Below are 25,678 nucleotides of genomic sequence, written 5' to 3'. Positions count from 1 at the left end.
CCGGTCCGTCCGGGGCGGCGGGCCCACACTCATGCGTGGAGTGATCGTGGAACGTCGGACCTTCTTGCGCACCGCGGTGATCGGCAGCTCGGCGGCGGCCTTCGGCGGCACGCTGTGGCGGGGCGCCGCCTTCGCCGACCCGGCCCAGCCCGCCCCCGGCCCGTACGGCGCGCTCCAGGCGGCCAACGGCAACGGCATCCAGCTGCCCGCCGGCTTCACCAGCCGCATCGTCGCTCGTTCCGGGCAGACCGTGCCCGGCACCTCCTACCGCTGGCACAGCGCGCCCGACGGCGGGGCGACGTACGCCGACGGCTCGGGGTGGATCTACGTCTCCAACGCCGAGGTGTCCCCGAGCAGCGGGGGCGGGGCGAGCGCGGTGAGGTTCGACTCCTCGGGGACGGTGACGTCCGCGTACCGGATCCTGGCCAATACGAACAACAACTGCGCGGGCGGCGCCACCCCGTGGAAGACGTGGCTCTCCTGCGAGGAGGTCACCCGCGGGTATGTGTACGAGACCGACCCCTGGGGCGTGAACGCGGCGGTGCGGCGTCCGGCGATGGGCCGCTTCAAGCACGAGGCCGCCGCCGCCGACCCGGACCACGGGTACGTCTATCTCACCGAGGACGAGAGCGACGGCCGCTTCTACCGCTTCCGGCCCACGACCTGGGGGAACCTGTCGAGCGGCACCCTCCAGGTGCTGGTCGCGGGCACGGCCACCTCCGGACCGGTGACCTGGGCGAACGTGCCGGATCCGGCCGGCTCCTCCACCCAGACCCGGCACCAGGTGTCCGGGGCGAAGGTGTTCAACGGCGGCGAGGGCTGCTTCTACGCGGCGGGCACCTGCTGGTTCACCACCAAGGGCGACAACCGGGTGTGGGCGTACGAAGCGAACACGTCGTCGATCTCGCTCGCGTACGACGACTCGCTGGTGACGGGCGGCTCGGTCCCGCTGACCGGCGTGGACAACGTCACGCGGTCCGGGTCCGGGGACCTCTACATCGCGGAGGACGGCGGGAACATGGAGATCTGCCTGATCACGCCGGACGACACGGTGGCCCCGTTCCTCCGGATCACCGGCCAGTCCGGTTCGGAGATCACCGGGCCCGCGTTCTCGCCGGACGGCGGCCGGCTCTACTTCTCCTCGCAGCGCGGGACGAGCGGCAGCTCCTCCGGGGGCATCACGTACGAGGTGAAGGGGCCCTTCCGCAGCTGACGCGGGCTCCCCACGTGCGCCGGCGCCCGCCCCCCTGGCCCGGCGCACGTCCCGCGGCTCAGCCCTGGTCCCCGGCGGCGGCGGCCGGGTCCATCCAGATGACCTCCCAGATGTGGTGGTCGGGGTCCTGGAAGGAGCGGCCGTACATGAAGCCGAGGTCCTGCGTCTCGCCCGCCGGGGAGCCGCCGGAGGCCAGGGCGGCGTCCGCCAGCCGGTCGACCTCCTCGCGGCTGTCGCAGCTCAGGGCCAGGATGACCTCGGTGGTCTTCGAGGCGTCGGCGACATCCTTCTTGGTGAAGTCCTTGAAGCGCGGTTCCGTCATCAGCATGGCGAAGATGGTGTCGCTGATGACCAGACAGGCCGTCTTGTCGTCGCTGAACGCCGGGTTGAAGCCGTAGCCGAGCTTCTCGAAGAAGCCCTTGGTCGTCTCCAGGTCCTTCACCGGCAGGTTCACGAAGATCATCTGAGCCATGGTCGTTTCCTCTTCCTCTGTCCCGTGGGCGCCCGCGGTGGTCCGTCCGGCGCTTTCGATGGTTGGACGGCGGGGGCGCCCGGAACTCATCGGCGTACGACAGAAGATTTGCACGGCCCACTGACAACGGCCCAAGGACAACGGCCCAAGGACAACGGACAGCGGCCCACGGACAGCGGTCCCTCGGGCCCACCACGCCCCTGGCCCCCGTGCGTCCTTCCTAGGGCAGGGCGAGCGGGGCGCCGCCGCGCAGCAGGGAGCCCCCGAGCGGGGTCAGCGTGTGCAGGACCGAGCTGCCGTGGCGCAGCGTCAGGACCAGGCCCGCCTCGCGCAGCACGGAGGCGTGCTGGCTCGCGGAGGCCAGCGACACTCCGGCCCGGCGGGCGAGTTCGCTGGTGGTGCACCCGTTGCCGATGGAGGAGAGGACGGCCGAGCGGGTGTGTCCGACGAGCCGGCCGAGCCAGGGTCCCGGCTCGGCGAAGACCGGCGCTCCGGGGTTGGCCACCGGGTAGACGAGCACCGGCGGGAGCGACGGGTCGCGGTAGACCACGGGGGTGCCCCGGCAGAAGAAGGACGGCTGGAGCAGCAGCCCACGCCCGTCCAGGTGCAGATCGCGGTCGAACGGGTAGTCCGCCTCCAGCACGGGCGAACGCCACCGGATCATCGGCGGCAGCGCCGCCAGGAGCCCGTCCGCTCCGCCGTCCAGCAGGGCCCGGCCGCGGACGGCCCGGTCCGCCTCGACACTGGCCCGGATGTGCGGCCAGTAGGGCTCCACGGCCGCGTGGTGGTAGCTGCGGAGCGCCCCGATGAGCCGGGCGAGCGGCTCGGCACGGCCCTCCATGAGCGCGGCGGGCAGCGCCGCGCTCGCTCTGCCCACTCCGCAGTCCTGCTGACGCGGGCCGGCGGACAGGCCGGCCCGCTGCCGTATCCGCCCGGCGGCCAGCAGCTCCAGCTCGGCGTGGACGCGGTCGGCGGGAGTGTCGCGCAGCGCCTCCATTCCGACGTCGAGCCCGAAAGGCTCGGCGCCCTCCTGGGAGGGCGTCAGGAAATCCGGGAAATAGCCGCGGGGCGGGACGACCGCCGCCAGCAGCTGTGCTTCACCATTCAACCGCGCGCGGGATTCCGAACGCCATTTTCCGAACAGCGTCGAAGCACGCCGGTCCCTGATCCGGTGAAAACTGAGAATGGTTTCCCACAGCGCGTCCGGCCTCGTGGCCATCCGCACCCGCGAAAGGTCCAGCCTGGACACATGGATACGCAGCACTACTCCCCCACCTGTTGCATCCGCAATTGCCCCCACCGAAGGGTATGCGGACCGTCACAGGAGGTCACCACGGGGTTTCGGCCAGAAGTGAAAGGTCTCGCCCCGTCCCGCTCCACCCGAAAAGCTGTACGGCGTCGGGTACGCATCCGGTGCCCACCGGATGAGCACGTGAAGGCCGTGGGGGGCTTTGTGTGTTCGGCGGCGGTGGGCGACGGTGCGGCTCCGTACCCGACGGGGGTAAGCCGGGTGCGGTCCATGGGTGGGGATCCTTGGACCGCACCCCGGTCCCGGGCTCGTCACCCAAAATTTTCTTTGCGCATTAAACGACGCAATGTGCTCTGCGCCACATTCCCGGCGCGGCATTCGGTGCGCGCTTCTGACGACTTCCCCGTATCGCCGGTCATTTCCGCACACGCCACTTCCGTACCGCTGGCCACTTCCGTGCCGCCGGCCCCTTCCGGTCAGGCGGTCCCCTCCGGTCAGCTCAAGGCGGAGCGGCGGCACCCCCGCACAGGGTGCCGCCGCTCCTTCGGCTGGGCCTTCGAGGCCCTGGTCGGTGGGCAGGGCTGTTCGTGCAGCCCTGCCCATGAGGTCGGAGGCTGTTCGCGCAGCCCCGACCGGTGGGTCCGGGCCGTCCCTGCGGCCCCGACCCGGTGAGTCCGGGTCAGCGGCTGTCACTGCCCCGGGACTCGGCTGCGGCCCGGCCGGCCTCAAGACGGGCGACCGGGATCCGGAACGGTGAGCAGGACACGTAGTCCAGGCCCACCTCGTGGAAGAAGTGCACGGACTCGGGGTCGCCGCCGTGCTCGCCGCAGACGCCGAGCTTGAGGTCAGGGCGGGTGGCCCGGCCGGCCTCGACGGCGCTGCGGACCAGCGCGCCGACGCCGTCCTTGTCGATCGTCTCGAACGGGGAGACCCCGAAGATGCCCTTCTCCAGGTACGCGGTGAAGAACGAGGCCTCCACGTCGTCGCGGGAGAAGCCCCACACCGTCTGGGTCAGGTCGTTCGTGCCGAAGGAGAAGAACTGCGCGGCCTCGGCGATCTGGCCCGCCGTCAGCGCGGCGCGCGGCAACTCGATCATGGTGCCGATGGTCAGCTTGAGGTCGGTGCCGGTGGCCGCCTGGACCTCGGCGATGACCCGGTCGGCCTCCTCGCGGACGATCTCCAGCTCCTGGACCGTGCCGACGAGCGGAATCATGATCTCGGGGCGCGGGTCGCCCTTGGCGTTCTTGCGCTGGGCGGCGGCCTCCGCGATGGCCCGCACCTGCATCGCGAACAGACCGGGGATGACCAGGCCCAGGCGCACCCCGCGCAGCCCCAGCATCGGGTTCTGCTCGTGCAGCTTGTGCACCGCCTGGAGCAGGCGCAGGTCGTTCTCGTTGGCGTCCTTGCGGGACTCGGCGAGCGCGACGCGGACCGACAGTTCGGTGATGTCGGGAAGGAACTCGTGCAGCGGCGGGTCCAGCAGCCGGACGGTGACGGGCAGTCCGTCCATCGACTCGAACAGCTCGATGAAGTCGGCCTTCTGGAGCGGGAGAAGAGCGGCCAGCGCGCTCTCGCGCTCGTCGTCGGTGTCCGCGAGGATCAGCTTCTCGACCATCTCGCGGCGCTCGCCGAGGAACATGTGCTCGGTGCGGCACAGGCCGATGCCCTGGGCTCCGAAGCGGCGGGCCCGCAGCGCGTCCTCGGCGTTGTCGGCGTTGGCCCGCACGCGCAGCCGGCGCACCCGGTCCGCGTAGGCCATGATCCGGTGCACGGCGGCGACCAGTTCGTCGGCGTCGTCGGCCCCGGCGTGCATCCGGCCCTCGAAGTACTCGACGACCGGGGACGGTACGACGGGCACCTCGCCCAGGTAGACCTTGCCGGTGGAGCCGTCGATCGAGACGAGGTCGCCCTCCTCGATCACCCGGCCGCCGACGGTCATCCGGCGTCGCTTGGTGTCGACCTCCAGGTCCTCGGCGCCGCAGACACAGGTCTTGCCCATGCCGCGGGCCACGACCGCCGCGTGCGAGGTCTTGCCGCCGCGCGAGGTCAGGATGCCCTCGGCGGCGATCATGCCTTCGAGGTCGTCGGGGTTGGTCTCGCGGCGGATCAGGATGACCTTCTCGCCGGAGCGGGACCACTTGATCGCGGTGTACGAGTCGAAGACGGCCTTGCCGACCGCGGCGCCCGGGGACGCGGCGATGCCCCGGCCGAGCAGCTCGGTCTTCGCCTCGTCGTCGAAGCGCGGGAACATCAGCTGGGCGAGCTGGGCACCGTTGACCCGCTGGAGGGCCTCGGCCTCGTCGATCAGGCCCTGGTCCACGAGCTGGGTGGCGATCCGGAAGGCGGCGCCGGCGGTGCGCTTGCCGACCCGGGTCTGGAGCATCCAGAGCTGGCCGCGCTCGATGGTGAACTCGATGTCGCAGAGATCCTTGTAGTGGTTCTCCAGGGTCTCCATGATCTGCATGAGCTGGTCGTACGACTTCTTGTCGATCGACTCCAGGTCGGCGAGCGGCACCGTGTTGCGGATACCGGCGACGACGTCCTCGCCCTGCGCGTTCTGGAGGTAGTCGCCGTAGACGCCCTGGTGGCCGCTGGCCGGGTCGCGGGTGAAGGCGACGCCGGTGCCGGAGTCGGGGCCCAGGTTGCCGAAGACCATCGAGCAGACGTTGACGGCGGTGCCGAGGTCGCCGGGGATGCGCTCCTGGCGGCGGTAGAGCTTGGCCCGGTCGGTGTTCCACGAGTCGAAGACCGCGTTTATGGCCAGGTCCATCTGCTCGCGGGCGTCCTGCGGGAACGCGCGCCCGGCCTCGGACTCGACGATCTTCTTGAACTGCTTGACGAGCTTCTTGAGGTCGGCCGCGGCGAGGTCGGTGTCGACCGTGACCTTCTTCGCGTCCTTGGCCGCCTCCAGCGCCTCCTCGAAGAGGTCGCCGTCGACCCCGAGGACGGTCTTGCCGAACATCTGGATGAGCCGGCGGTAGGAGTCCCAGGCGAAGCGCTCGTCGCCGGACTGGGTGGCGAGACCGGCCACCGAGTCGTCGGAGAGGCCGATGTTCAGGACCGTGTCCATCATGCCCGGCATGGAGAACTTGGCGCCGGAGCGGACGGAGACCAGCAGCGGGTCGTCGGCCTGGCCGAGCCGCTTGCCCATGCGCTCCTCCAGCGCGTTGAGGTGCGCACTCACCTCGTCGCGCAGCGCGGTCGGCGCGTCGCCGCTGTCCAGGTAGACCTTGCAGGCCTCGGTGGTGATCGTGAAGCCCGGAGGGACGGGCAACCCGAGGTTGGTCATCTCGGCGAGGTTCGCACCCTTGCCGCCCAGAAGGTCCTTCAGATCCTTGTTGCCCTCGGTGAAGTCGTAGACGAACTTCTGGGGATCTTTGTTTTCCGACACGGGTCTCGACTCCTCGAGGACGCGGTGGCTGCCCTGACGGCGAGGAACATACCCAGATCGAAGGTGGATGGGTACGTCCACTTGGTCGTCATACGGCCGCAACCACCCGTCCGCCCGCAGATCGAAAGGCTCGCCCGGCCGAAGCACCTGACGCTCCGCCTTCACCTCCCGAAGGCAACATGGCCGAAACTTGACCATAGCTGCTCATTTGAGCGAGTGGCTCACCAGATGATTTCACTTCTCGAATCCACCAGGGTGGCACTGAGTGCCACGCCTTCCGGAAGTGCAGCCATGTTGAAATCGCTCATCTGAGCGCTACCCCGATCAAGGGTGGCGCGAATCACGCCCGTTTCGGACCCCGGATTTCAGGATCCGGACGCCCTGGGCCGTCACTGGGGAAACCGGGGCCGACCTCTTCCAGGCTACGGGCGAAGGTCCGCCCCCGCGCGGGAACCGTCGGCGGCGGGGGCCTCACCGGCACCGGAGCGGCCCCGAGCCCACGGCGTGCCGTACGGGCATCGCGGCATCGCGGCAAGCGCGAGAGGCCCGCCGCTCACGGAACGCGAAAGGCCTCCCCCGTACGGAACGAGGGAGGCCGCCTTCTCCGTACGGGATCAGCCGCCGGAGGTGTCCAGCTCCGCGTCGGCGCTGATGCCCGCGCAGTCGTACGGGTCCTTCAGCCAGCCGTCCGGCAGGACGACCCGGTTGTTGCCCGAGGTGCGGCCGCGCGGCCCGTCGGCGCCGTCCGGCCAGGGCTGGTCGAGGTCCAGCTCGTGCAGCTGGCCGCTCAGCTCCTCCAGCGAGGAGGTGACCGCCAGCTTCCTGCGCATCTCGGATCCGACCGCGAAGCCCTTGAGATACCAGGCCACGTGCTTACGGAAGTCGATCACGCCGCGGGTCTCGTCGCCGATCCACTCCCCCAGCAGCGTCGCGTGACGCACCATGGCATCCGCGACCTCGCGCAGGGCGGGCGCGTGCCGTTCCGGGCGCCCCTCCATGGCGTTCACCAGGTCGGCGAAGAGCCAGGGCCGGCCGAGGCACCCGCGTCCGACGACGACGCCGTCGCAGCCGGTCTCCCGCATCATCCGCAGGGCGTCGTCGGCGCACCAGATGTCGCCGTTGCCGAGGACGGGGATCTCCGGGACGTGCTCCTTGAGCCGGGCGATGGCGTCCCAGTCGGCGGTGCCGCCGTAGTGCTGGGCGGTGGTGCGCCCGTGCAGGGCGACGGCGGTGACGCCCTCCTCGACGGCGATGCGGCCGGCGTCGAGGAAGGTGAGGTGGTCGTCGTCGATGCCCTTGCGCATCTTGATGGTGACGGGGAGGTTCCCGGCGTTGGACACGGCTTCCTTGAGGATGGCCCGCAGCAGAGGCCGCTTGTACGGGAGCGCGGAGCCGCCGCCCTTGCGGGTGACCTTGGGGACGGGGCAGCCGAAGTTCAGGTCGATGTGGTCGGCCAGATCCTCGTCGACGATCATCCGGACCGCCTTGCCGACGGTGACCGGGTCCACTCCGTACAGCTGGATCGAGCGCGGGGTCTCGGTCGCGTCGAAGTGGATGAGCTGCATGGTCTTCTCGTTGCGCTCGACCAGCGCCCGCGTGGTGATCATCTCGCTGACGAACAGCCCCTTGCCGCCGGAGAACTCCCGGCACAGCGTCCGGAACGGGGCGTTGGTGATGCCGGCCATCGGAGCCAGCACGACCGGCGGCCGCACGGTGTGCGGGCCGATGCGGAGCTGCGGGAGGGCGGGGGCGAGCGTGGTCATGGCTCCATTGTCGCGTACGCCGAAGAGGTGACCGCGTCGGCGGGGTGAGTCCGTCGAGCGCCGGGCACACCAGGAGCCCGGCGTCGGGCGCACCAGGAGCCCGAGGCGGGGTCCGCCCCAGGCTCCTCGGCATCGCCCGGCCCGCTCACATACTGGCGAATATGAGGCCGAGGACCATTCCGCCGACCAGGCCGACGGCACTGACCACGATGGCGACCGTGGCGAGCCGCTCGTGCCGGACGGCCTTGGCGATGATGGCCATGACCAGTCCGCCCAGGGCGAAGACGATCGGCAGGAAGATCAGCCCGATCACGCCCAGGATGATCGCGATGATGCTGAAGACGTTGCCTTCGGCACCGCCGCGCGGCGCACCGTGATGCCCCTGCCCGGTCGGCTGGTCGCCGTACTGCGTAGCCATCTGTCGCTCCTTCGGGACGGTCGCGCCGGAATCCGGTCTCGAAGCGGACCGGCCTGTCGTTCGAGTGCCCCGAAGCCCCTTGTGTACACGGCTCTTTGCCTACGGCGTGCGGCAGTCCCCCGGTCAGAAGGCCACCGCGTCGCGGATCAGCGGGCAGGTCATGCAGTGCCCGCCGCCCCGGCCCCGGCCCAGCTCCGCCCCGACGATGGTGATGACCTCCACCCCGGCCCTGCGCAGCAGCGCGTTGGTCTGCGTGTTGCGGTCGTAGGTGAAGACCACGCCGGGCTCCAGCGCCACCGCGTTGTTGCCGCTGTCCCACTGCTGGCGCTCCGAGGCGTAGACGTCGCCGCCCGTCTCGATCACCCTCAGCTGGGGGAGGCCGAGGGCGCGGGCCACGACCTCGGTGAACGGGGTGCTGCCCTCGTCGGTGATCTCGATCCCGGGCGCCAGGTCGGACGGCCGCAACGAGAAGGCGTGGACGCCGTCCATGATGCGCGGGTACAGCGTGACGATGTCCCGGTCCGCGAAGGTGAACACCGTGTCGAGGTGCATCGCCGAGCGCAGCTTCGGCATCCCGGCGACGATCACGTGCTCGGCCGCCCCCTGTTCGAACAGGGCCGCCGCGACCTGCGTGATGGCCTGGCGGGAGGTCCGTTCGCTCATGCCCATGAGGACGACGCCGTTGCCGACGGGCATGACGTCCCCGCCCTCGAACGTGGCCTGGCCCCACTCCTTCTCGGGGTCGCCCCACCAGACGGTGGAGCCCCGGAAGTCGGGGTGGAAGGTGTAGATCGCCTTCATGAGCAGGGTCTCGTCGCGCCGGGCGGACCAGTAGAGCGGGTTCATCGTCACGCCGCCGTAGAGCCAGCAGGTGGTGTCACGGGTGTACAGGGTGTTGGGCAGCGGCGGCATCAGGTACTCCCGCGCCCCGGCCCCCTCGCGGGCGAGCGCCACGTACCCCGAGCGGAACGCGTCGGGGAGGTCGGCGGTGGCGAGCCCGCCGATCAGGTACTCCGCGAGCTGCCTCGGGGTCAGGGTCTCCAGGAAGGCACGGGTGTCGTCGATCAGGCCGAGGCCCACCTCGTTGGCGGTGATCTTCCGGTCCAGGAGCCACGCCCGGGCCTCGGGCAGAGCCACCGTGGCGGCGAGCAGATCATGCAGTTCGACGACCTCCACGCCGCGCCCGGTGAGCTGGGCGACGAAGTCGGCGTGGTCGCGCTGGGCGTTCTCCACCCACATCACGTCGTCGAAGAGCAGGTCGCCGGAGTTGGTCGGGGTCAGCCGCCGGTGGGCCAGTCCGGGGGCGCAGACCAGGACCTTGCGCAGACGTCCCACCTCGGAGTGGACGCCGAGGGCGGATGCGGGGGTGGTGCTGTTCACGGTGGGCCTTTCACTCGGTGACGGCGGTGACGGCGGTGACGGCGGTGACGGCAGAGGGGTGTGCGGGGCCGCGCGGCAACGGCAGGGAGGCAGGGAGGGTTCGGAGCGAAGACGAGCGGAGGACGCTCAGAGCTCGATCCAGCCCGCGGCCAGCGCCACGACCCCCGCGACGGCGCCGGCGACCGAGACGGCGCAGATGACGGCCTCGCCCGGGGAGAAGGGCCTGCGCCCCTGTTCCCTGCGGGACTTGACGAAGAGGAAGGTGGCCGGGGCGTAGAGGATGAAGGAGACGAGGACGAACTTCAGCCCCGCCGCGTACAGCAGGAACGCGGTGTAGAGCGTGGCCACCACGGCGACCACCAGCTCGCGGCGGGTACTGCGCCCCTCCACGTCCGACCGGCCGGGCCGCCAGGCGATCCGTACCGCGAAGGCGGCGGCCAGGAGGAAGGGGATCAGGCTGAGCGCGCTGGTCAGATCGAGGGCGAAGTTGAAGGCGTCGTCGGAGAACAGCGTCACGACCAGGACGACCTGGCTCAGGCACGTGGTCATGAGCAGCGCGGCCTCGGGCACGTCCGCCCCGGTCGACCGCCCCAGGAAGCGGGGCATGTCCTTGTCCTTCGCGGCGACGAACAGGACTTCGGCGGCCATCAGCGTCCAGGCGAGGTAGGCGCCGAGCACGGAGACGATGAGGCCCACGCTGACGAAGACCTTGCCCCAGGTGCCGACCGCCGACTCCAGCACCTCGGCCATCGAGGGCTGCCGCAGCTCCGCGATCTCGGCCATCGGCAGCAGTCCGTAACTGACGATCGTGACGGAGGCGAAGACGGCGAAGACGCTGAGGAATCCGAGGACGGTGGCCCGCCCCACGTCCTCGCGGCGCTTGGCGTGGCGCGAGTAGACGCTGGCCCCTTCGACGCCGAGGAAGACGAAGACCGTCGCGAGCATCGTGCCGCGGACCTGGTTGAAGAGGGAGCCCGCGTAGTCGGCGCCGCCGAAGTTGTCCGCGAAGACCGAGGCGTCGAAGTAGAACAGCGCCAGGATCACGAAGAAGAGGATGGGCACGATCTTGGCCACGGTGACGATCCGGTTGATCGCCGCGGCTTCCTTGACGCCCCGGCGGATCAGCAGGAAGAACCCCCACAGGCCCACCGAGGAGATCACCACCGCCATCACCGTGTCGCCGTCGCCCAGTGCCGGCGCCACCGCGCCGACCGTCGACATGATGAGCACCCAGTAGGTGACGTTGCCGACGCAGGCGCTGGCCCAGTAGCCGAAGGCGGAGAAGAAGCCGAGGTACTCGCCGAAGCCCGCTTTCGCGTACGCGTAGACCCCGGCGTCCAGGTCGGGCCGGCGGACGGCGAGCGTCTGGAAGACGAAGGCGAGCATCAGCATGCCGGTCCCGGCGACGGCCCAGGCGATCAGCGCCCCCGCGACGCCGGTCTCCTGCGCGAAGCGCCGTGGCAGCGAGAACACCCCGGCGCCCACCATCGAGCCGACGACCATCGCGGTGAGCGTGAGGAGCGTCAGCTTCACCGCCGGGCGCTCCGAGGCCCGAGGTTCGGCGTGCGTCATGGCGTTCCCCTGTCGATGCGGTCATCGGCCAACCAGGGAAAGCTAACAACTTTATGGAGCAAAACGGCCCATATCCTCACCGGCGGGATGGTGCGCCGAGCCCTGCTCGCGAGGCTGAACACCACGGGTGGACCCGGCCCGTCCCGGCGCACTTCCGACCGGACGCCCCGGTCGGAATCTCTCGCCGCCACCACAGGATTCCTCGATCGGGGCCATGAGAGAGGCCTCAGTGGGCAGAAGCAGTCTCAACTTTGGGAGGCTGTGATGACGTGTGACCGGATGGGACTGGCTGAGGTGCTGGCGGCGGCGGAGAGCGCGGCCCCGGTGGACTCGATCGACGTCGTGGCGCGCAATCTGCGCACGCGGTTCGGTGCGCGGTACGTGTCGTTCCTCTTCGTCGACGTGGTCGGCAGCCGTCTGCTGCGGGTCAACGACACGATCGGCGTCTCCCAGGAGCACCGGGCCGAGAGACGGGCCGAGAGGGTGCCCCTGGCGGGCAGCGGCATCTACGACAAGGTTCTGCGCGCCCAGAAGACGGTGCTGGCAGAGGAGGGCGGGCCGGGGCAGCGCGTGCTCGCGCCGGTCACCAACCGCGGTGACACCATCGGTGTGCTGGAGCTGTACCTCGACGTCGTGACCGAGAGCGTGCTGGAGCAGGTCGAGGAGGCCGCGCACGCGCTGGCGTACATCATCGTCACCGACCGCCGGTTCACCGACCTCTACCACTGGGGAAACCGCACCACGGCGGTCAGCCTGGCGGCGGAGATCCAGCGGCAGCTCCTCCCGTCGGCCCCCTCCTGCGAGGCTGCCGAATTCGCCCTGGCCGGGGCCCTGGTCCCGGCCTCCGACATCGCCGGGGACACCTACGACTACAGCCTCGACCACGACACCCTGCACCTGTCCGTCACCGACGCGATGGGCCATGACGTCGACGCTTCCCTCACCGCCACCCTGGTCGTGAACGCCTCCCGCGGCGCCCGCCGCGCCGGAGCGGGCCTCGCCGAACAGGCCGGCCACATGCATCAGGCCCTCCTCGACCACGGGCGCCACACCTATGCCACGGGCCAGTTGCTCCGCATCGCCCTGGACGGAAGCGGCGCCCACATGGTCAACGCCGGCCACCCCGGGCCGCTCCGTCTGCGCGAGGGCACGGTCGAGGAACTGGGCCTGATCGTCAACATGCCGTTCGGATTCACCCCTCAGGGCTCTTACGAGGTGCAGGAAATCGACCTGCGCCCCGGCGACCGTCTTGTGCTGTTCACCGACGGAATGCAGGAACGCGAAGCGGAGACGGTCGACCTGCCCGGCCTCCTGCTGCGGACCGCGGCCGAGCATCCGCGCGAGGTCGTCCGCACCCTGGTCGCCGCGGTGGCCGACGCCTATGGCGGCCGCCCGCCGAAGGACGACGCCACCGCCCTGTGTCTTGACTGGCACGGCCCTCGCGGCGGGATCCGCCGGTCGGACGCCTGAGTTCGAACGCTCCTCAGGCGAGGGGGGAGGCCCCCCAGGCCGCCTCGATCATCCGGAAGATCTCGTCCACCGCGGCCTGCGGATCGGCCGCCTCGCGGGCCAGCGCGTAGGCGTCGATCGCGAACCTCGCGATGGCCCGGCAGGCGGTCGACGTCTCCGGTACGCCGAGATCGGCGGCGATGGCTGCGGCGAGCGACTCCGCGTGGCGCAGCCGCATCGACTCCTCGTACTCCCGCAGGGGCGGCGACGACTCGATCATGTTACGGACCGGGGCGGCCCCGGGTGCCCCGCAGTGGCGCACCAGGGCGTGGATCTCGCGGCGCAGCGCGGGAATCAGCGGCTCGTCCGGCGTCCGGTCGGCGACCGCCCGGACGAGGCCCTGCTCGAAGCCCTGGTCCCGCTCGAAGACCAGCGCCTCTTTCGAGGCGAAGTGGGAGAAGAGCGTGGTCACGGCCACGTCCGCCTCGGCCGCCACGTCACGGATGCCCACGGCGTCGTACCCGCGTTCCAGGAAGAGCCGCAGAGCGGTGTCGGCGATCTTCTGGCGGGTCGCGGCCTTCTTGCGCTCGCGACGGCCGATGGGCTCGTTCATGCGCTGACACTAGCAAATACAAAAGCAAAACTGATACGAAAAACTAACGGTTAGTGTTATGTTCGGCGCATGGAGAACCGGAAGAGCATGAGGAGCATGAAAAAGGTGAGCTTCGCCGCGTTCGGCGGCCCGGACGTCCTGCACCTCGTGGACGCCGAGGAGCCCCACCCGGGCCCCGGCCGGATACGCGTCCGCGTCCACGCCGCCGGAGTGAACCCCGTCGACTGGCGCATCCGCGAGGGCCAGGTCCTGGGAGCCCATCCGGTCGAACTGCCGTCAGGGGTGGGCCTCGACGCCGCCGGAGTGGTGGACGAGGTGGGTGAGGGCGTCGAAGGGGTGGCGATCGGCGACCACGTGTTCGGCGAGGGCTCCGACACGTACGCCGAGTTCGCCGTGCTGTCGGCCTGGGCCCGGATGCCGGAGGGCCTGACCTTCGAGGAGGCGGCGGGCTATCCGTCCGTGGTGGAGACCGCGCTGCGCGTCCTGCGCGAGGTCGGGGTCCAGCCCGGCCAGACACTGCTGGTCAGCGGCGCGTCCGGCGGGGTCGGTTCGGCGGTGCTCCAGATCGCCCGCGACCGGGGCGTCACGGTCATCGGCACGGCGGGTGCCGCCAACCAGGAGTACCTGCGCGGCCTGGGCGCGCTCGCCACGACGTACGGCGAGGGCTGGGCCGAGCGGGTGCGCCTGCTCGGCCGCGTCGACGCCGCGCTCGACCTGGCCGGCTCGGGCGTGCTCGGCGAACTGGTCGAACTGACCGGTGACCCGGAGAAGGTGGTCACGATCGCGGACCTGGGGGCACCGGAGTTCGGCGTCCGGTTCTCCGGCGTGGCGGGGAGCGTGCCGGACGCGCTGGCCGAGGCGGCGGCGCTGATCTCACGCGGCCGGCTGCACATCCCGGTGGAGAAGTCCTACCCGCTCACCGAGGCCGCCGCCGCGCACATCGACAGCCGGGCCGGCCATACGCGGGGTCGCCGTGTGGTGATCATCTGACCGGGAGGCGCGTCACGGCCCCTAGGGTACGCCGCGCACAGTGACAGCCACCGGCACGGTGACAGGGGACGGACGTGCTCGACTACGACGACGAGGCCCGGCGCTACGACGCGTCCCGGGGTGGTGAACCGAGGGCGCGGGCCGCGGCGGACGCGGTGGAGCGGCTCCTGCCGCAAGGGCCTTGCACCGTCCTGGACATCGCGTGCGGGACGGGCATCGTGACGGAACGGCTGCGGCGCCCGGGGCGGACGGTGGTGGGCGCCGACCGTTCGCCCGGGATGCTGGGCCTGGCCGCGCGGCGGGTGCCGGGAGGAATCGTGCGGGGCGACGGCACACGGCTGCCCTTCGCGTCGGACACGGTGGACGCCGTCGTGATCATCTGGTTGCTGCATCTGCTGACGGACCCCGTGCCGGTCCTGACCGAGGCGGCCCGGGTGCTGCGGCCCGGCGGGGTGCTGATCACCACCGTCGACAAGAACGACGCGTACTTCACCGAGGACAGCGACATCGCCGAGGTCACGGCGGACCTGCGCCGCCAGTACGCACCCCAAGTGCCCGACGCATCCGCCCGGTTGTCCAGTTGGGCGGCGGAACAGGGCCTGGGGGCAGCGGGCCGGACCCGGTTCCCCGGCACGGGGCAGGGCCGCAGCCCTCGCGGGTGGCGCGAGGTGATCGAGGCGGGCCGCGTCTCCTGGTGCGCCCACGCGCCCCGGGACCAGGTGGCCGACGTGTGCCGGCGGCTCGCCGCGCTGCCGGACCAGGACGCGCCCCGCCCTGACCCGCTGTACCGCCTCATCGCCCTGAAGTCGTGACGTCACGGAGGCAGTTGGGAGCCACAGTGACCGAGGCCCCCGCACCGCCGGGTGACGGGGCGTGGGAGGATCGACCATGCCTGTGACCAACCCGTGGCTGGCCGGCCCCTCACCCGACAAGCGGCTCGATCGCGATCGGCTGGAAGAACGCATCCTCAACCTGCTGTCGACACAGAACATGTGCGTGCTCGCGACCGCGGGCCCGGAAGGACCCCTCGCGACGCCTGTGCGGTACTTCCCCCTCGACTTCGCGGTGATGTTCAGCACGGCGCCCGGTTCCCCGAAGATGAGGAACCTCGCCGCCGACCCCCGTGTGTCGGTGGGAATCTTCGCCCCGCTGGTCGGACAGGCCAGCAGCAGGGGGGCCCAGCTCTTCGGGCGGGCTCGCGTGGTGTCCGAGGACGACCCCGACTTCGCACACTACTGGCCGGCCTTCCGATGGCAGTCCGACCACGTCGAGCGGTCACGCTCTCTCGACGAACCCCAGTCGGGCCCTCTCGTCGTGATCGACGCGGAGCGGATCGTCTATACGGAGCACTGGCTGCGGCGCGAGGGCTTCGCACCGCGCCAGTTCTGGACCAGGCCGGACCGGTAGCCCGGCCAGTTCTGGACCCGGGCCGGACCGGCAGCCCGGCCAGTTCTGGACCCGGGCCGGACCGGCAGCCCGGCCAGTTCTGGACCCGGGCCGGACCGGCAGCCCGGCACCTGTGTCAGAAGACGGAGAGCCCGGTCAGCGTGGTGAAGCGGGCGAGGGCCGAGACGCCCGCCACCGAGTTGCCGCGCCGGTCGAGCCCCGGGCTCCATACGCACAGGGTGCACACCCCGGGCACGATGGCGATGATCCCCCCGCCGACGCCGCTCTTGCCCGGCAGTCCCACCCGATAGGCGAACTCTCCGGCCGCGTCGTACGTCCCGCAGGTGAGCATGACCGCGTTGACCTGCTTCGCCTGGCTGCGGGTGAGCAGCGCGGAGCCGTCGGCCCGAATCCCGTGCCGGGCCAGAAACCCCGCGGAGAGGGCCAGGTCCGCGCAGGACGCCTCGATCGAGCACTGGCGGAAGTAGGCGGCGAGCAGTTCGGGGACGGGGAGCGTGATGTTGCCGTAGGAGGCCATGAAGTGGGCCAGCGCGGCGTTGCGGTCGCCGAAGGCCGCCTCGGAGGCGGCGACCTCCGGTACGAAGTCGATGGCGGCGTTGCCGCTCTCCGAGCGCAGCAGCTCCCGCACCTGGCCCGCGGCGTCCCCGGTCAGCGCCTGGAGCCGGTCGGTCACCACCAGGGCCCCGGCGTTGATGAACGGGTTGCGGGGCACGCCGTTCTCGTACTCCAGCTGCACCAGGGAGTTGAACGGATTACCCGAAGGCTCCCGGCCGACTCCCCGCCATATCTGCTCGCCGTCCAGCGAGAGCGCCAGGGCCAGGGCGAACACCTTGGAGATGGACTGCGTCGAGAACGGCTGCTGCCAGTCGCCGACGCCGTAGACGGTTCCGTCCGGCTCCGCGACGGCCATGCCGAAGCGCCGGGGGTCGGCGCCGGCGAGCATCGGGATGTAGTCGGCGGGGGTGCCGTGGTCGGCGAGTGCGCCCATCTCCTCGGCGATGCGGCTGATGACGGAGCTGAAGCGGTACGCGTCGGCGCGCGGATCTGTACTGCTCGCCCGAGGGGCGGCGGAGGGGTGGGACACGGCGATTCCTGACGGAGAACGGAGAGAGGAGAGAGGAGGCCCGCCGGCGGAGCAGAAGCGGGCGGCGCCCCCCAGGGTCTCTCACCCGGGCGGCCAGGAATCGCCTCAGGTGGTGGTCACTGATCCGCGAGGAGGCCGGGCAGCCTGCGCATGTCGTCGAAGACGACGGTGCCGGGCCCTTCGAGGCGGTCCACGGGAGTCATTCCCCCGTCGTAGGCGAAGGCGCGCATGCCTGCGGCCCGGGCTGCCTGGAGACCGTACTGGCTGTCCTCGACCACGGCGCACGCCTCGGGCGCGACCCCCATCTGTCGCGCGGCGTGGAGGAACAGGTCCGGGGCCGGTTTGCCGTGCTCGACCTCGGTGGCGCTGAAGATGCGGCCTTCGAAGCGCGGGTAGAGATCGGTGATCCCCAGGGTGAAGCGCATCTTGTCGTGGCTCCCGCTGGATGCCACGCAGGTGGGGAGATGCGTGAGCGCGTCGAGGGCGTCGACGATGCCCTCGACGGGGGCGAGTTCAGCGGCGAGCGCATCGTGGTAGAGGTGCTTGAACTCTTCCTCCCAGTCGGCCGGCAGACTGCGCCCGAGGTGCTCCTCCATCTGCCGCGTCATCGACTGGCTGGAGCGGCCCATGAAGCGGTCGATGACCTCGGCTTCGGTGAGTTCCCATCCCAGCTCGGCCAGGACGAGTGCGTCGACGCGCACCGCGATGCGTTCGCTGTCGACCAGCACACCGTCGCAGTCGAATATGACGAGTTCGATCGGTTGGATCATGCCCGCAGGATAGACGGGCCGTCCTCGTCACGTGGCAGCAGAGCAGGCCGCCGTGTAAACGGCGGCGCCCTCACGGTGGCCCGGGTTCTTCACTGGTGCTCCGCTGCGAATGCCTGGGCGACGGCCAGGCTGTCCTCGTAGACATGGTGCCGGGTGACAAGGCCGTCCGCGACGGTGAGATGCAGAGCGAACCGCGCCCGGTAGGCACGCCCCGTGGACCTGGCGGTCTGACGGATCACGCCCAGCACGACCGCGTCGCTTCCGTCGACAAGGACGCGCTCGATCTCGGTCGCCACATGCTCCGGCACATGGTGCTCGGCCAGCTCGCGGTAGTGGGCGGCCGCGTCGGCCCGGGTGGACCGGTGGCGGATCCACGGCGTGGCAGGACGGCCGTGCTCGGTCTCCGGCCAGGAGAGCTTCCAATCGCCCTGCTCGGCATACATCTCGGCGATGCGCTCGGGGTTGCCCTCGCCGATTCTGCGCAGCAACTCCTCGATCACCGCGCGCGTGCTCGTAGACGTGGCTGTGGACATGACCGACCTCTCCGTCCGGTCCGCGCCCTGCGACGCGGAGAGACCGCCGACTCTGCCAGCGCGGGCACGCCAAGACGATTACCTCGGAAGTAGGGCGAGCGGATCATCCAGGTCCACTTGTTTGCGCGGCTTGAGGGCGGCGACGGCTTCGCAGGAAGCTCGCCGGGTCACCGTTCCGCTGCACCGTTCCGCTGCACGCCAACCTCGGCGGGCACACCGGCGTCCCGGCGTTCGAGCTGGACACCGGGGCCCGGTTCTTCGCGCGGCACCTGAACCGGCACGTGCCGTAGGCGGCTTCGTCCAGCGCTCACCCGCGACGGCGGCTCCGGCAGTGCGGGCGCCACCCCGGACGTCGATGACCCACGTCGTCCGGGGGGTCTCCCTACCCCGCCCGGTGCAGCGGGCCCGACCTCAGGCAGGCCCGCTGGCCGGATGGATCAGATCCTCTTGATCGCGGAGGCTGAGCATGTCGAACATGCTCAGCCGATCGGAGAACCAGTGTCCCGCTTGAAGTCCTCACGCCGTACGGTGGCACGCGCCGCCGCGGTCATCCTGGCCGGAGCCGCGTGCGCCGCCACGATGACCGGCAGCGCCGGAGCCATCGTCAACGGCAAGGATTCCACGCAGCGTTACCCGTCCATGGCGTCGATCCCCGTGACGGGTGCGGACGACCCGACGTTCAAGGGGGTCTGCGGGGGAACGTTGATCGACTCCCGATGGGTGCTCACGGCTGCCCACTGTGTGGACCCGAGGCTTGTCACCCTGGACGGCACGGTCAGGGTCGGCAGCGAGTGGAAGGACTCCGGAGGCACGGTCCGTTCCGTCGCGAGGACGGTATCCCACCCCGGCTACCGGAGCGGCGAGGGCGCCGGCCCCAACCACGACGACATCGCCCTGATCCGTCTGGACCGCCCGGTCGCGGAGAAGCCCGTCCGCATCGCCGACCGTCCGGGGCGGCCCGGCACCCCGACCCGGATCCTCGGCTTCGGCAGGACCGACGACGCACCCGACGCCCCGTGGGTCTTCCCCGACCGACTCCAGGAACTCGACACCCGCCGGGCCGCGGTGACCGACTGTGCACCGGGCTACGCGGACAGCACCCGCCTGTGCACCGTCAGCCGGATACCCAAGGCCATGGCGTGCAACGGCGACTCGGGCGGCCCGCAGCTCCAGCGGGACCGGAAGGGGCGGTGGGAGCTCATCGGCGTCACCTCCGGCCCCGGTGTGCCGGGCGTGCGTTGCAGCGATGGGCCGGGGCTCTACACCAGCGCACCCGCGTACGCGGGCTGGATCCGTGAGGCGATAGGCCGCCACGGCTGATTCGAGGCTCCGTCGTCATGGTCGCCGTCACCGTCCGCCCGCGAAGTAGACGGTGGCGGCGACGGCGAGCAGCAGGAAGGCGCCCGGGAAGGCGATGTTGTGGAAGACGCGGGCGCGGACGTGGGCCAGGACCGCGCCGACGAAGAACGCGATCAGGCCGACCCCCGCCGCCAGGCCCAGCCAGGGGACCCCGAACAGGCCGATGAGGAGGCCGACGGCGCCCGCGAGCTTGAGCGTCGCCAGATACGGCACCGCGGTCGGCGGGAGCCGGACCTCCGCGGAGTTCGCCAGGACGAAGGGCGCGCGCGCGAGGTCCGCGACCGCGATCAGCACGTTCACGACGACGCATCCCACCGTGGCGATGAACAGTACGGAACTCATGTGATCACCAGCTGTAGGCTCATGGCGTTCTCATCTCTCGGGAGGCGGACAGGAACGGTTTCCCAACCACCCGTCCTGACGTCCGTCCGCCCCGGAAGGTGACACCCATGCCGATCACGGTCGAAGAGTTCGAGACCGCACGACCGCGTCTCCTGTCCGTCGCCCACCGCATGCTGGGCTCGGCCCAGGACGCCCAGGACGCCGTCCAGACCGCGTGGGTACGGGCCGCCACCGCCCGCTCGTCATCGCAGGTCGAGAACCCGTCGGCCTGGCTCACGACCGTCACCGCCCGGGTCTGCCTGGACGAGCTCCGCGCCCGACGCCGACGCGCCGAAACGCCGCTGCTCGCGGACGCCGTCCCGGCGGCGGACCTGGCCGCGGACGAGGCGGTCCTCCGTGCCGAGGACGTCTCCCGGGCGCTGATGGTCCTGCTGGACCGGCTGACCCCGCCGCAGCGGGTCGCGTACGTCCTGCACGACCTGTTCTCCACCCCGTTCGACCGGATCGCGGAGGTGCTGGGCACGACCGTACCCAGCGCCAAGCAGCACGCCAGCCGAGCACGACGACGCCTCGCCCCGGCACGGCAGGACGCGGCGGAGACCGGCCGAACGGATCAGCGGATCGTGGACGCCTTCATGGCGGCAGCCCGGACCGGGGACACGCGCGGGATGATCCACCTGCTCGCGCCCGACAGCGTTCGCGACGCCGAGGCGGCGCTCCTGCCGCACGGCAGCCCCACCACAGTGATCGGCGCCTCCGACATCGCCGCCGAGACCGCGCGGTTCCGCGACCGCATCCGGGCGGCGTGCCGCCTCACCGTCAACGGCCGGCCGATGTACGTCATCGCCCCGGGCGGGCGCCCCTTCGCCACGATCGAGATCGACACGGCGGGCGGCCAGGTCACCCGCATCACCCTGAGGCCGGCACGGGCCGACGACCGTTTCGAGGCCTTGGAGCCGCTGACGACCCTCTGAACAGGCCTCCTGCCGATCGGTCGTGGTCGGCCTTGGTCAGACGGGCGCCACCGTGCCCGAGCGCGGCGACCGTACGGCTCGGGTACTTCTGACCCGCATCGATGCCTCGGCCTCAGCCCACAGGAGGAGGCCGAGGAACCGGGCTCAACGGAGGTACGTCCGCTGCCACTCGATCGATGTCATGGTGAGCGCGGCCTCGGCGAGGGCCTGGGCGGAAGGCGTTTTGAGCTTGGCGATGCTGCTGTCGATCCAGGGCTGGACGTTGGAGCAGCCCTGTTCGCGGTATTCGACGGCTTGGAGGAGGCATTCAAGCTTGTCGGCGTCGTGCGCGCAGACGACTTCGAGGGAGTCGCCGTTCTCGTACTCCTCCACGATCCGCTGGGCACCGGCCTTGACCGCCGGATGCGCGGCCGATACTTGGTCGGCGGTGACTTTCTCGTTCCCGGCGGCTTCGAGGTAGCGGCGGCCGATGTGCGGGATGTCGCCGACGCGAGTCTCCTGGGTGTCGTGCCACAGGCCGAGGAGAGCAGCCTTCGCCGGGTCTGCGCCCTCCATCATGGCGAGTACGGAGCCGATCAGCGCGACTCTGAAGCTGTGCTCCGCGATGGTCTCGGGGTCCTTCACCCCTGCGATCCACCACCCGGACCGCTTGGCGCGCTTGAGCATCCCCATTTCCAGCAGGAAGCCCGTAGTGCCCTTTGCCTGCTCCTGCTCTGTGTCCGCCATGAAGTGCGACCTCCGATATGTCATGTGCGGTTCTCGCGTAGAACGTAATGCACCGCGCTGAGTTCCCGCCTCGCTCTCAGAGAGATCCCCTCGTGGTCAAGGAGTTGGGCGGTCTGTGTGGCCAGACCATCCGCGAGAACCGGGTCTGCCAGGGGCAGCCACCGGTTGGTGGTCAGCAGGGCCCATAGCGAGTGGACGTAGAGGTCCATGTAGGCCGGAGCCTGTTGGAGGCCGACGGCCAATCCGCGAAGGAGCCGTACAGGCTCCCAGTTGGCCGGAACGTGTCGCATGAAGCCGTCGTCCGGCTGCGCCTCCCGGATCGAACCGAACCAGTAGGCCCAGTAGTTGAGGTTCGCGATCTCAGCGGAGTCGTCGCCCGCCAAACCCCTTTCAATGAAGGCCAGCAGAGGCTGATGGTCGCCAAGCCGCACCAGTGCGGCGGCAGTTGATCGGGCGGTGGCCCAGTGCGGAGTCCAGCCTCGCACGGAGATCAGGTCACGGTTGCGGTGCAGAGCATGCACCATCCACGATGTCGCCTCGGGGCCTTGGTCGTAGGAGCAGAGGTAGAGGCACTGGCGGTGGAGCAGTAGTCCGTCCTCTCCGGCGCGCAACGCGGATTCTGCGGTCTCACGAAGGTGCGCGAAGAACACGCTTCGGTCGGGCGCCGACAGGAGCGGGGCCTTGGCCACGGGGCCGCGACGTCTCGTAGCCGCTCTACGGGCCAGAGCGGGGGGAACGGTTCCGTTGAGAGCCCAGGCGATCATGTGGGCCGTGTCGCGGGTGTGCACCCAGGCCGCAAGGGGGTGACGAGAGTTGACCTCTGGATAGATCGTGGACGTGATGACGCGGTCTGCATCCATCGCCGGGTCGAGAAGGTGAAGTACATCGGGGTCTGCGCCCAACTCAAGTAATCGGCGCCGGATGTCGAGCAGGACACCGGCCTTGACATGGGCAATCGGTCGTCGTCCGGTCTCCCAGCCCTGCCAGGTGGCAAGATCAACCGCCATCGCTTCGGCCATACCGGCCTGCGTACGGATGCTCGTACTCTCCCGGGCCATGCGGAGTACGAACCCGGCGACCACGCCCGCGGTCGCGCGTCCGTGAGCGGCCCCCTTCGCGTTCATGCCGCACCCCCGATGTCCTCGGTCGCCCAAACCCGTACCTCCGGTCAGTCCTACTCCATCGTCGGTGACCGTAGCTTCTGATTCGACAACAACCACCCCTGTCAAGGAGGCCGGAATGGCTACCGCAATCGAGCACGGCGTGCGTCCCTGGGGAGCCGATCGGCTTGCCCCGTACCCGACCGCCACACATCGCCCCCACACGTCCGTCGCGCTCGACCCCGACACCCAACTGGGCATCTTCGCCGACCGCGTCGGCACGGTGGTCGAGATGGGCAAGCACGGCACCGCCAAGGGCACCGAGACAAGCACCATCACGAACTCGGACTCCGCCCCCGACCAGGGGCACGACCAGGACTCCGAGCAGGACTGACCGATGACCGACAACAGGCCGGTGCTGGTGGCCACCGAGGCGGACGACCTGACCGCCGACATGGTGATCAGCGAGCTGAATCGGCGCAACGTGCCGGTCACCAGGTTCAACCCCGCCGACATCGGGGTGGCCCTGACGGTCTCCGCTCGGTTCGGGAGCTGTTCGGTCCCTGCGACCGGGCAGCTCCGCACCCCGTCACGGACCGTGGAGCTGGCCGAGGTCCGGTCGGTGTACTGGCGCCGCCCCGTGTGGCCGGCCTTCGACCATCTCGGTGCGGACGACGCACGGTTCGCGGCGGCCCACACCCGCTACGGGCTCGGCGGGACCCTGTACGCCCTCGACGGACCGCTGTGGGTCAACCATCCCCTGCGCAATGCCGCCGCCGACTACAAGCCGGCCCAACTCGCGGTTGCCCAGCGCCTCGGGTTGACGGTGCCGCCGACGCTTGTCACGAACGACCCGGACGAGGCGAGGTCCTTCGTCGATAGCCACGATCAGGCGATTTTCAAGACGCTCCGGTGGACGCCCTACCAGCGAGGTGGTGTTCCCCTCACCGGGTGGGCCGACCCGGTCCTGGCAACAGAGATCGACGAGCGCGTGGCTGTGGCCCCGCATCTCTTCCAGGCCGTGGTGAACAAGGCGGCCGATCTTCGCGTGCTGGTCGTCGGCCGCCAGGTGTTCGCCGTACGGATCGAGTCCGGGATGCTGGACTGGCGCAAGGATTACTCGGCCTTGTCCTACCGAGTGGTGGACTTGCCCGACCGCGTGGAGAAGGCGCTCCTGACATACCTGGACCACTTCGAGCTGGCTTCGGGAAGTTTCGATTTCGCCGTCGACGAGACCGGTGGCCTCTGGTGGCTGGAGCTGAACCCGAACGGACAGTGGGGGTGGCTGGAGGAGTCCACCGGCCTCCCGATGTCCACCGCATTCGCTGAACTGCTGACGCAAGGAGTCGCCCCATGACCGACACCGCCCAGGAGCGGCGTGCCCTCGCCGGGCGCCTGATGCAGGCGGGCGTCCTCATCAGCTCCCCGTGGCGGGCGGCGGTGGAGGCCGTTCCCCGCGAGCTGTTCCTGAACCCCGGTGTGTTCCTGCCCGCAGATGGTGGCCGGTGGCAACCGGTGACCGCTGCCGGGAGCGACCCGGCAGCGTGGGTACGGATCGCCTACCGCGACGAGTCCCTGACCACCCAGCTCGACGGACACCTCACCGCCGACCAGGTCAGCAGCCCTGTGGCCGGCTCCCCGACTTCCTCGTCCACCACCCCGGTCACCGTTGTGGACATGCTGGAGAGGCTGGAGGTGGCGGACGGACATCAGGTCCTGGAGATCGGCACAGGAACCGGCTACTCCTCCGCCCTCATGTGCTTCCGCCTCGGAGAGGATTCCGTCACCACGGTCGAAGTGGACCCCGGCGTCTCGGCCCGGGCGGACGACGCCCTGGAAACGGCCGGATACTCGACCTGGACCGTCACGGGTGACGGGCTCCTCGGTCACCCTCGCCGCGCCCCGTACGACCGCGTCATCGCTACCTGCGCGGTGCGCCGCATCCCCTACGCCTGGATCAGGCAGACCAGACCGGGCGGCATCGTCCTCACCACGGTCGGCGGCTCCTGGCACTACGGCACCGGCCTGGCGAAGGTCACCGTCGCGGAGGACGGCACCGCCGAGGGCGCGATCATCGGCCGCAGCTCGTTCATGCAGGCCCGGTCCCAGGCGGAGGCACCCGTCGATGGCGACCTGTCGGCCCGCACTGCCTACGCCGACAGTCAGCGCGAGACCAAGGTGTCGCCGCTCCTGCTGGAGGACTGGATGCCCGCGTTCCTGGCTCAGCTCGCGGCTCCAGGGGCACGCTTCACCCGCGCGACATCGTCGCAGGGCAACCGGCTGCTGTACCTCTTCGACCCGGAGCGCGAGTCCTTCGCCTCGTTCACGGAGAACGACGGCACCTGGATGGTCCGCCAGGGCGGCCCCATCGCCCTGTGGGACACGATCGAGCAGGCCCTCACCGCCTGGCAGGACGCGGACCGCCCCGACATCACCGATGTACGGCTCCGCGTCACGAAGGAGGCCCACGTCTACTGGGTCGACGGCCACCCCACGCTCCGCTGGCGGCACGGCCTCGTCTGATCGGGTCGCGCTGGCAGGATGCCCCACCGTGCGCGGCGCGGTGGGGCATCCGGTTGCTCGGTTCGGCGTCAGACGGCGTCGAACGCCCCGCCCCGGGCTCCCGTGACGAATGCCGCGAAGGCGGCGACGGGAACGGCGATCACGGGACCGTCCACGACCTTGGAGTCACGGACCGGGACGATGCCGCCCGAGGCGGCGAAGTTGGCGGCGACCTCAACGCACTGACCACCGTTACTGCTGTACGAGGACTTCAACCATCGGGGGGATTCGGGCATCACAGGTGTCCCTTCGCCGCAGGAAGCACCACCATGCACGATGCGGCCGGGCGGGCACCAGAAGGACTTGGGGCA

At 70.4% G+C, this 25,678-nt stretch carries 25 protein-coding genes and 1 pseudogene; 11 read left to right on the top strand and 15 right to left on the bottom strand.

Features of this window, described 5'->3' with window-relative positions:
* Positions 1-46: 46 nt before the first annotated feature.
* On the top strand, positions 47-1,213 hold the full coding sequence (locus AB0F29_RS08010; protein WP_361868646.1) for an alkaline phosphatase PhoX: 1,167 nt from the start codon (positions 47-49) through the stop codon (positions 1,211-1,213).
* A gap of 58 nt (positions 1,214-1,271) precedes the next feature.
* On the opposite strand, the gene AB0F29_RS08005 is transcribed toward AB0F29_RS08010, so the two are convergent.
* From AB0F29_RS08005 to AB0F29_RS07975, 7 genes are all read right to left on the bottom strand, one after another.
* Entirely contained in the window at positions 1,272-1,685 is a 414-nt protein-coding gene (locus AB0F29_RS08005) for a VOC family protein (protein ID WP_361868644.1), read from the bottom strand.
* Between the two features lie 220 nt (positions 1,686-1,905).
* Entirely contained in the window at positions 1,906-2,949 is a 1,044-nt protein-coding gene (locus AB0F29_RS08000) for a helix-turn-helix domain-containing protein (protein ID WP_361868641.1), read from the bottom strand.
* 664 nt (positions 2,950-3,613) lie between these two features.
* Complete coding sequence (gene ppdK / locus AB0F29_RS07995) at positions 3,614-6,325, bottom strand: pyruvate, phosphate dikinase (protein ID WP_361868639.1); 2,712 nt, start codon at positions 6,323-6,325, stop codon at positions 3,614-3,616.
* A gap of 614 nt (positions 6,326-6,939) precedes the next feature.
* The gene (gene dusB, locus AB0F29_RS07990) at positions 6,940-8,088 is read right to left on the bottom strand and encodes a tRNA dihydrouridine synthase DusB (protein ID WP_361868637.1); all 1,149 of its coding nucleotides are present in this window, start codon (positions 8,086-8,088) and stop codon (positions 6,940-6,942) included.
* A 145-nt stretch (positions 8,089-8,233) separates the two neighbouring features.
* Complete coding sequence (locus AB0F29_RS07985) at positions 8,234-8,506, bottom strand: hypothetical protein (RefSeq protein ID WP_361868634.1); 273 nt, start codon at positions 8,504-8,506, stop codon at positions 8,234-8,236.
* Positions 8,507-8,629: 123 nt separating this feature from the next.
* Entirely contained in the window at positions 8,630-9,886 is a 1,257-nt protein-coding gene (locus tag AB0F29_RS07980; RefSeq protein ID WP_361868633.1) for an arginine deiminase, read from the bottom strand.
* A 126-nt stretch (positions 9,887-10,012) separates the two neighbouring features.
* Positions 10,013-11,458: a basic amino acid/polyamine antiporter gene (locus tag AB0F29_RS07975; RefSeq protein ID WP_361868631.1), complete on the bottom strand. Its 1,446-nt coding sequence runs from the start codon at positions 11,456-11,458 to the stop codon at positions 10,013-10,015.
* Positions 11,459-11,722: 264 nt separating this feature from the next.
* Here AB0F29_RS07975 and AB0F29_RS07970 point away from each other — a divergent pair, with 264 nt between their 5' ends.
* A complete protein-coding gene (locus AB0F29_RS07970; RefSeq protein WP_361868628.1) occupies positions 11,723-12,928 on the top strand; it encodes a PP2C family protein-serine/threonine phosphatase in 1,206 nt (401 codons plus the stop codon).
* Positions 12,929-12,941: 13 nt separating this feature from the next.
* On the opposite strand, the gene AB0F29_RS07965 is transcribed toward AB0F29_RS07970, so the two are convergent.
* Complete coding sequence (locus AB0F29_RS07965) at positions 12,942-13,520, bottom strand: helix-turn-helix domain-containing protein (protein WP_361868625.1); 579 nt, start codon at positions 13,518-13,520, stop codon at positions 12,942-12,944.
* Positions 13,521-13,616: 96 nt separating this feature from the next.
* Here AB0F29_RS07965 and AB0F29_RS07960 point away from each other — a divergent pair, with 96 nt between their 5' ends.
* The 3 genes from AB0F29_RS07960 to AB0F29_RS07950 all read left to right on the top strand — a co-directional run bounded on the left by AB0F29_RS07960 (position 13,617) and on the right by AB0F29_RS07950 (position 15,917).
* On the top strand, positions 13,617-14,510 hold the full coding sequence (locus AB0F29_RS07960) for an NADP-dependent oxidoreductase (RefSeq protein WP_361868623.1): 894 nt from the start codon (positions 13,617-13,619) through the stop codon (positions 14,508-14,510).
* Positions 14,511-14,584: 74 nt separating this feature from the next.
* Positions 14,585-15,322, top strand: coding sequence for a class I SAM-dependent methyltransferase (locus AB0F29_RS07955; protein ID WP_361868620.1), 738 nt, complete (start codon positions 14,585-14,587; stop codon positions 15,320-15,322).
* A gap of 76 nt (positions 15,323-15,398) precedes the next feature.
* The gene (locus AB0F29_RS07950; RefSeq protein ID WP_361868617.1) at positions 15,399-15,917 is read left to right on the top strand and encodes a pyridoxamine 5'-phosphate oxidase family protein; all 519 of its coding nucleotides are present in this window, start codon (positions 15,399-15,401) and stop codon (positions 15,915-15,917) included.
* A 115-nt stretch (positions 15,918-16,032) separates the two neighbouring features.
* Here the strand turns inward: AB0F29_RS07950 and AB0F29_RS07945 are convergent, their stop codons facing one another.
* From AB0F29_RS07945 to AB0F29_RS07935, 3 genes are all read right to left on the bottom strand, one after another.
* A complete protein-coding gene (locus AB0F29_RS07945; protein WP_361868615.1) occupies positions 16,033-17,001 on the bottom strand; it encodes a glutaminase in 969 nt (322 codons plus the stop codon).
* A gap of 116 nt (positions 17,002-17,117) precedes the next feature.
* Positions 17,118-17,771, bottom strand: a complete 654-nt coding sequence (locus AB0F29_RS07940) for an HAD family hydrolase (protein ID WP_361868612.1) — start codon at positions 17,769-17,771, stop codon at positions 17,118-17,120.
* Positions 17,772-17,860: 89 nt separating this feature from the next.
* The gene (locus AB0F29_RS07935; protein WP_361868610.1) at positions 17,861-18,304 is read right to left on the bottom strand and encodes a nuclear transport factor 2 family protein; all 444 of its coding nucleotides are present in this window, start codon (positions 18,302-18,304) and stop codon (positions 17,861-17,863) included.
* Positions 18,305-18,495: 191 nt separating this feature from the next.
* Between AB0F29_RS07935 and AB0F29_RS07930 the strand changes: the two are divergent.
* Both AB0F29_RS07930 and AB0F29_RS07925 read left to right on the top strand, forming a co-directional pair.
* Positions 18,496-18,594, top strand: a pseudogene (locus AB0F29_RS07930) (alpha/beta hydrolase); the annotation flags it as partial.
* A gap of 142 nt (positions 18,595-18,736) precedes the next feature.
* The gene (locus AB0F29_RS07925) at positions 18,737-19,624 is read left to right on the top strand and encodes a serine protease (protein WP_361868607.1); all 888 of its coding nucleotides are present in this window, start codon (positions 18,737-18,739) and stop codon (positions 19,622-19,624) included.
* A 27-nt stretch (positions 19,625-19,651) separates the two neighbouring features.
* On the opposite strand, the gene AB0F29_RS07920 is transcribed toward AB0F29_RS07925, so the two are convergent.
* Complete coding sequence (locus AB0F29_RS07920) at positions 19,652-20,005, bottom strand: DoxX family protein (protein WP_361868606.1); 354 nt, start codon at positions 20,003-20,005, stop codon at positions 19,652-19,654.
* A 107-nt stretch (positions 20,006-20,112) separates the two neighbouring features.
* On the opposite strand from AB0F29_RS07920, the gene AB0F29_RS07915 reads away from it, so the two are divergent.
* The gene (locus tag AB0F29_RS07915) at positions 20,113-20,979 is read left to right on the top strand and encodes a sigma-70 family RNA polymerase sigma factor (protein ID WP_361868603.1); all 867 of its coding nucleotides are present in this window, start codon (positions 20,113-20,115) and stop codon (positions 20,977-20,979) included.
* A 144-nt stretch (positions 20,980-21,123) separates the two neighbouring features.
* Here the strand turns inward: AB0F29_RS07915 and AB0F29_RS07910 are convergent, their stop codons facing one another.
* A complete protein-coding gene (locus AB0F29_RS07910) occupies positions 21,124-21,705 on the bottom strand; it encodes an HD domain-containing protein (protein WP_097867776.1) in 582 nt (193 codons plus the stop codon).
* A 20-nt stretch (positions 21,706-21,725) separates the two neighbouring features.
* Positions 21,726-22,724: an XRE family transcriptional regulator gene (locus AB0F29_RS07905; protein ID WP_361868600.1), complete on the bottom strand. Its 999-nt coding sequence runs from the start codon at positions 22,722-22,724 to the stop codon at positions 21,726-21,728.
* A 220-nt stretch (positions 22,725-22,944) separates the two neighbouring features.
* Here AB0F29_RS07905 and tgmA point away from each other — a divergent pair, with 220 nt between their 5' ends.
* Genes tgmA through tgmC form a run of 3 tightly spaced genes read left to right on the top strand, consistent with a single transcriptional unit; the run spans position 22,945 to position 25,328 of the window.
* A complete protein-coding gene (gene tgmA / locus AB0F29_RS07900; RefSeq protein ID WP_361868597.1) occupies positions 22,945-23,199 on the top strand; it encodes a putative ATP-grasp-modified RiPP in 255 nt (84 codons plus the stop codon).
* A 3-nt stretch (positions 23,200-23,202) separates the two neighbouring features.
* Complete coding sequence (gene tgmB, locus AB0F29_RS07895) at positions 23,203-24,162, top strand: ATP-grasp ribosomal peptide maturase (RefSeq protein ID WP_361868594.1); 960 nt, start codon at positions 23,203-23,205, stop codon at positions 24,160-24,162.
* Positions 24,159-25,328, top strand: coding sequence for an ATP-grasp peptide maturase system methyltransferase (tgmC, locus tag AB0F29_RS07890; RefSeq protein WP_361868591.1), 1,170 nt, complete (start codon positions 24,159-24,161; stop codon positions 25,326-25,328). The genes tgmB and tgmC overlap by 4 nt, the downstream gene beginning before the upstream one ends.
* A gap of 68 nt (positions 25,329-25,396) precedes the next feature.
* Here the strand turns inward: tgmC and AB0F29_RS07885 are convergent, their stop codons facing one another.
* Positions 25,397-25,606, bottom strand: a complete 210-nt coding sequence (locus AB0F29_RS07885; RefSeq protein ID WP_361868589.1) for a DUF397 domain-containing protein — start codon at positions 25,604-25,606, stop codon at positions 25,397-25,399.
* Positions 25,607-25,678 lie beyond the last annotated feature (72 nt).

It is taken from the genome of Streptomyces sp. NPDC026589 (assembly GCF_040638385.1).
Lineage (GTDB): Bacteria > Actinomycetota > Actinomycetes > Streptomycetales > Streptomycetaceae > Streptomyces.
This window is presented reverse-complemented; position numbering and strand designations above follow the sequence as displayed.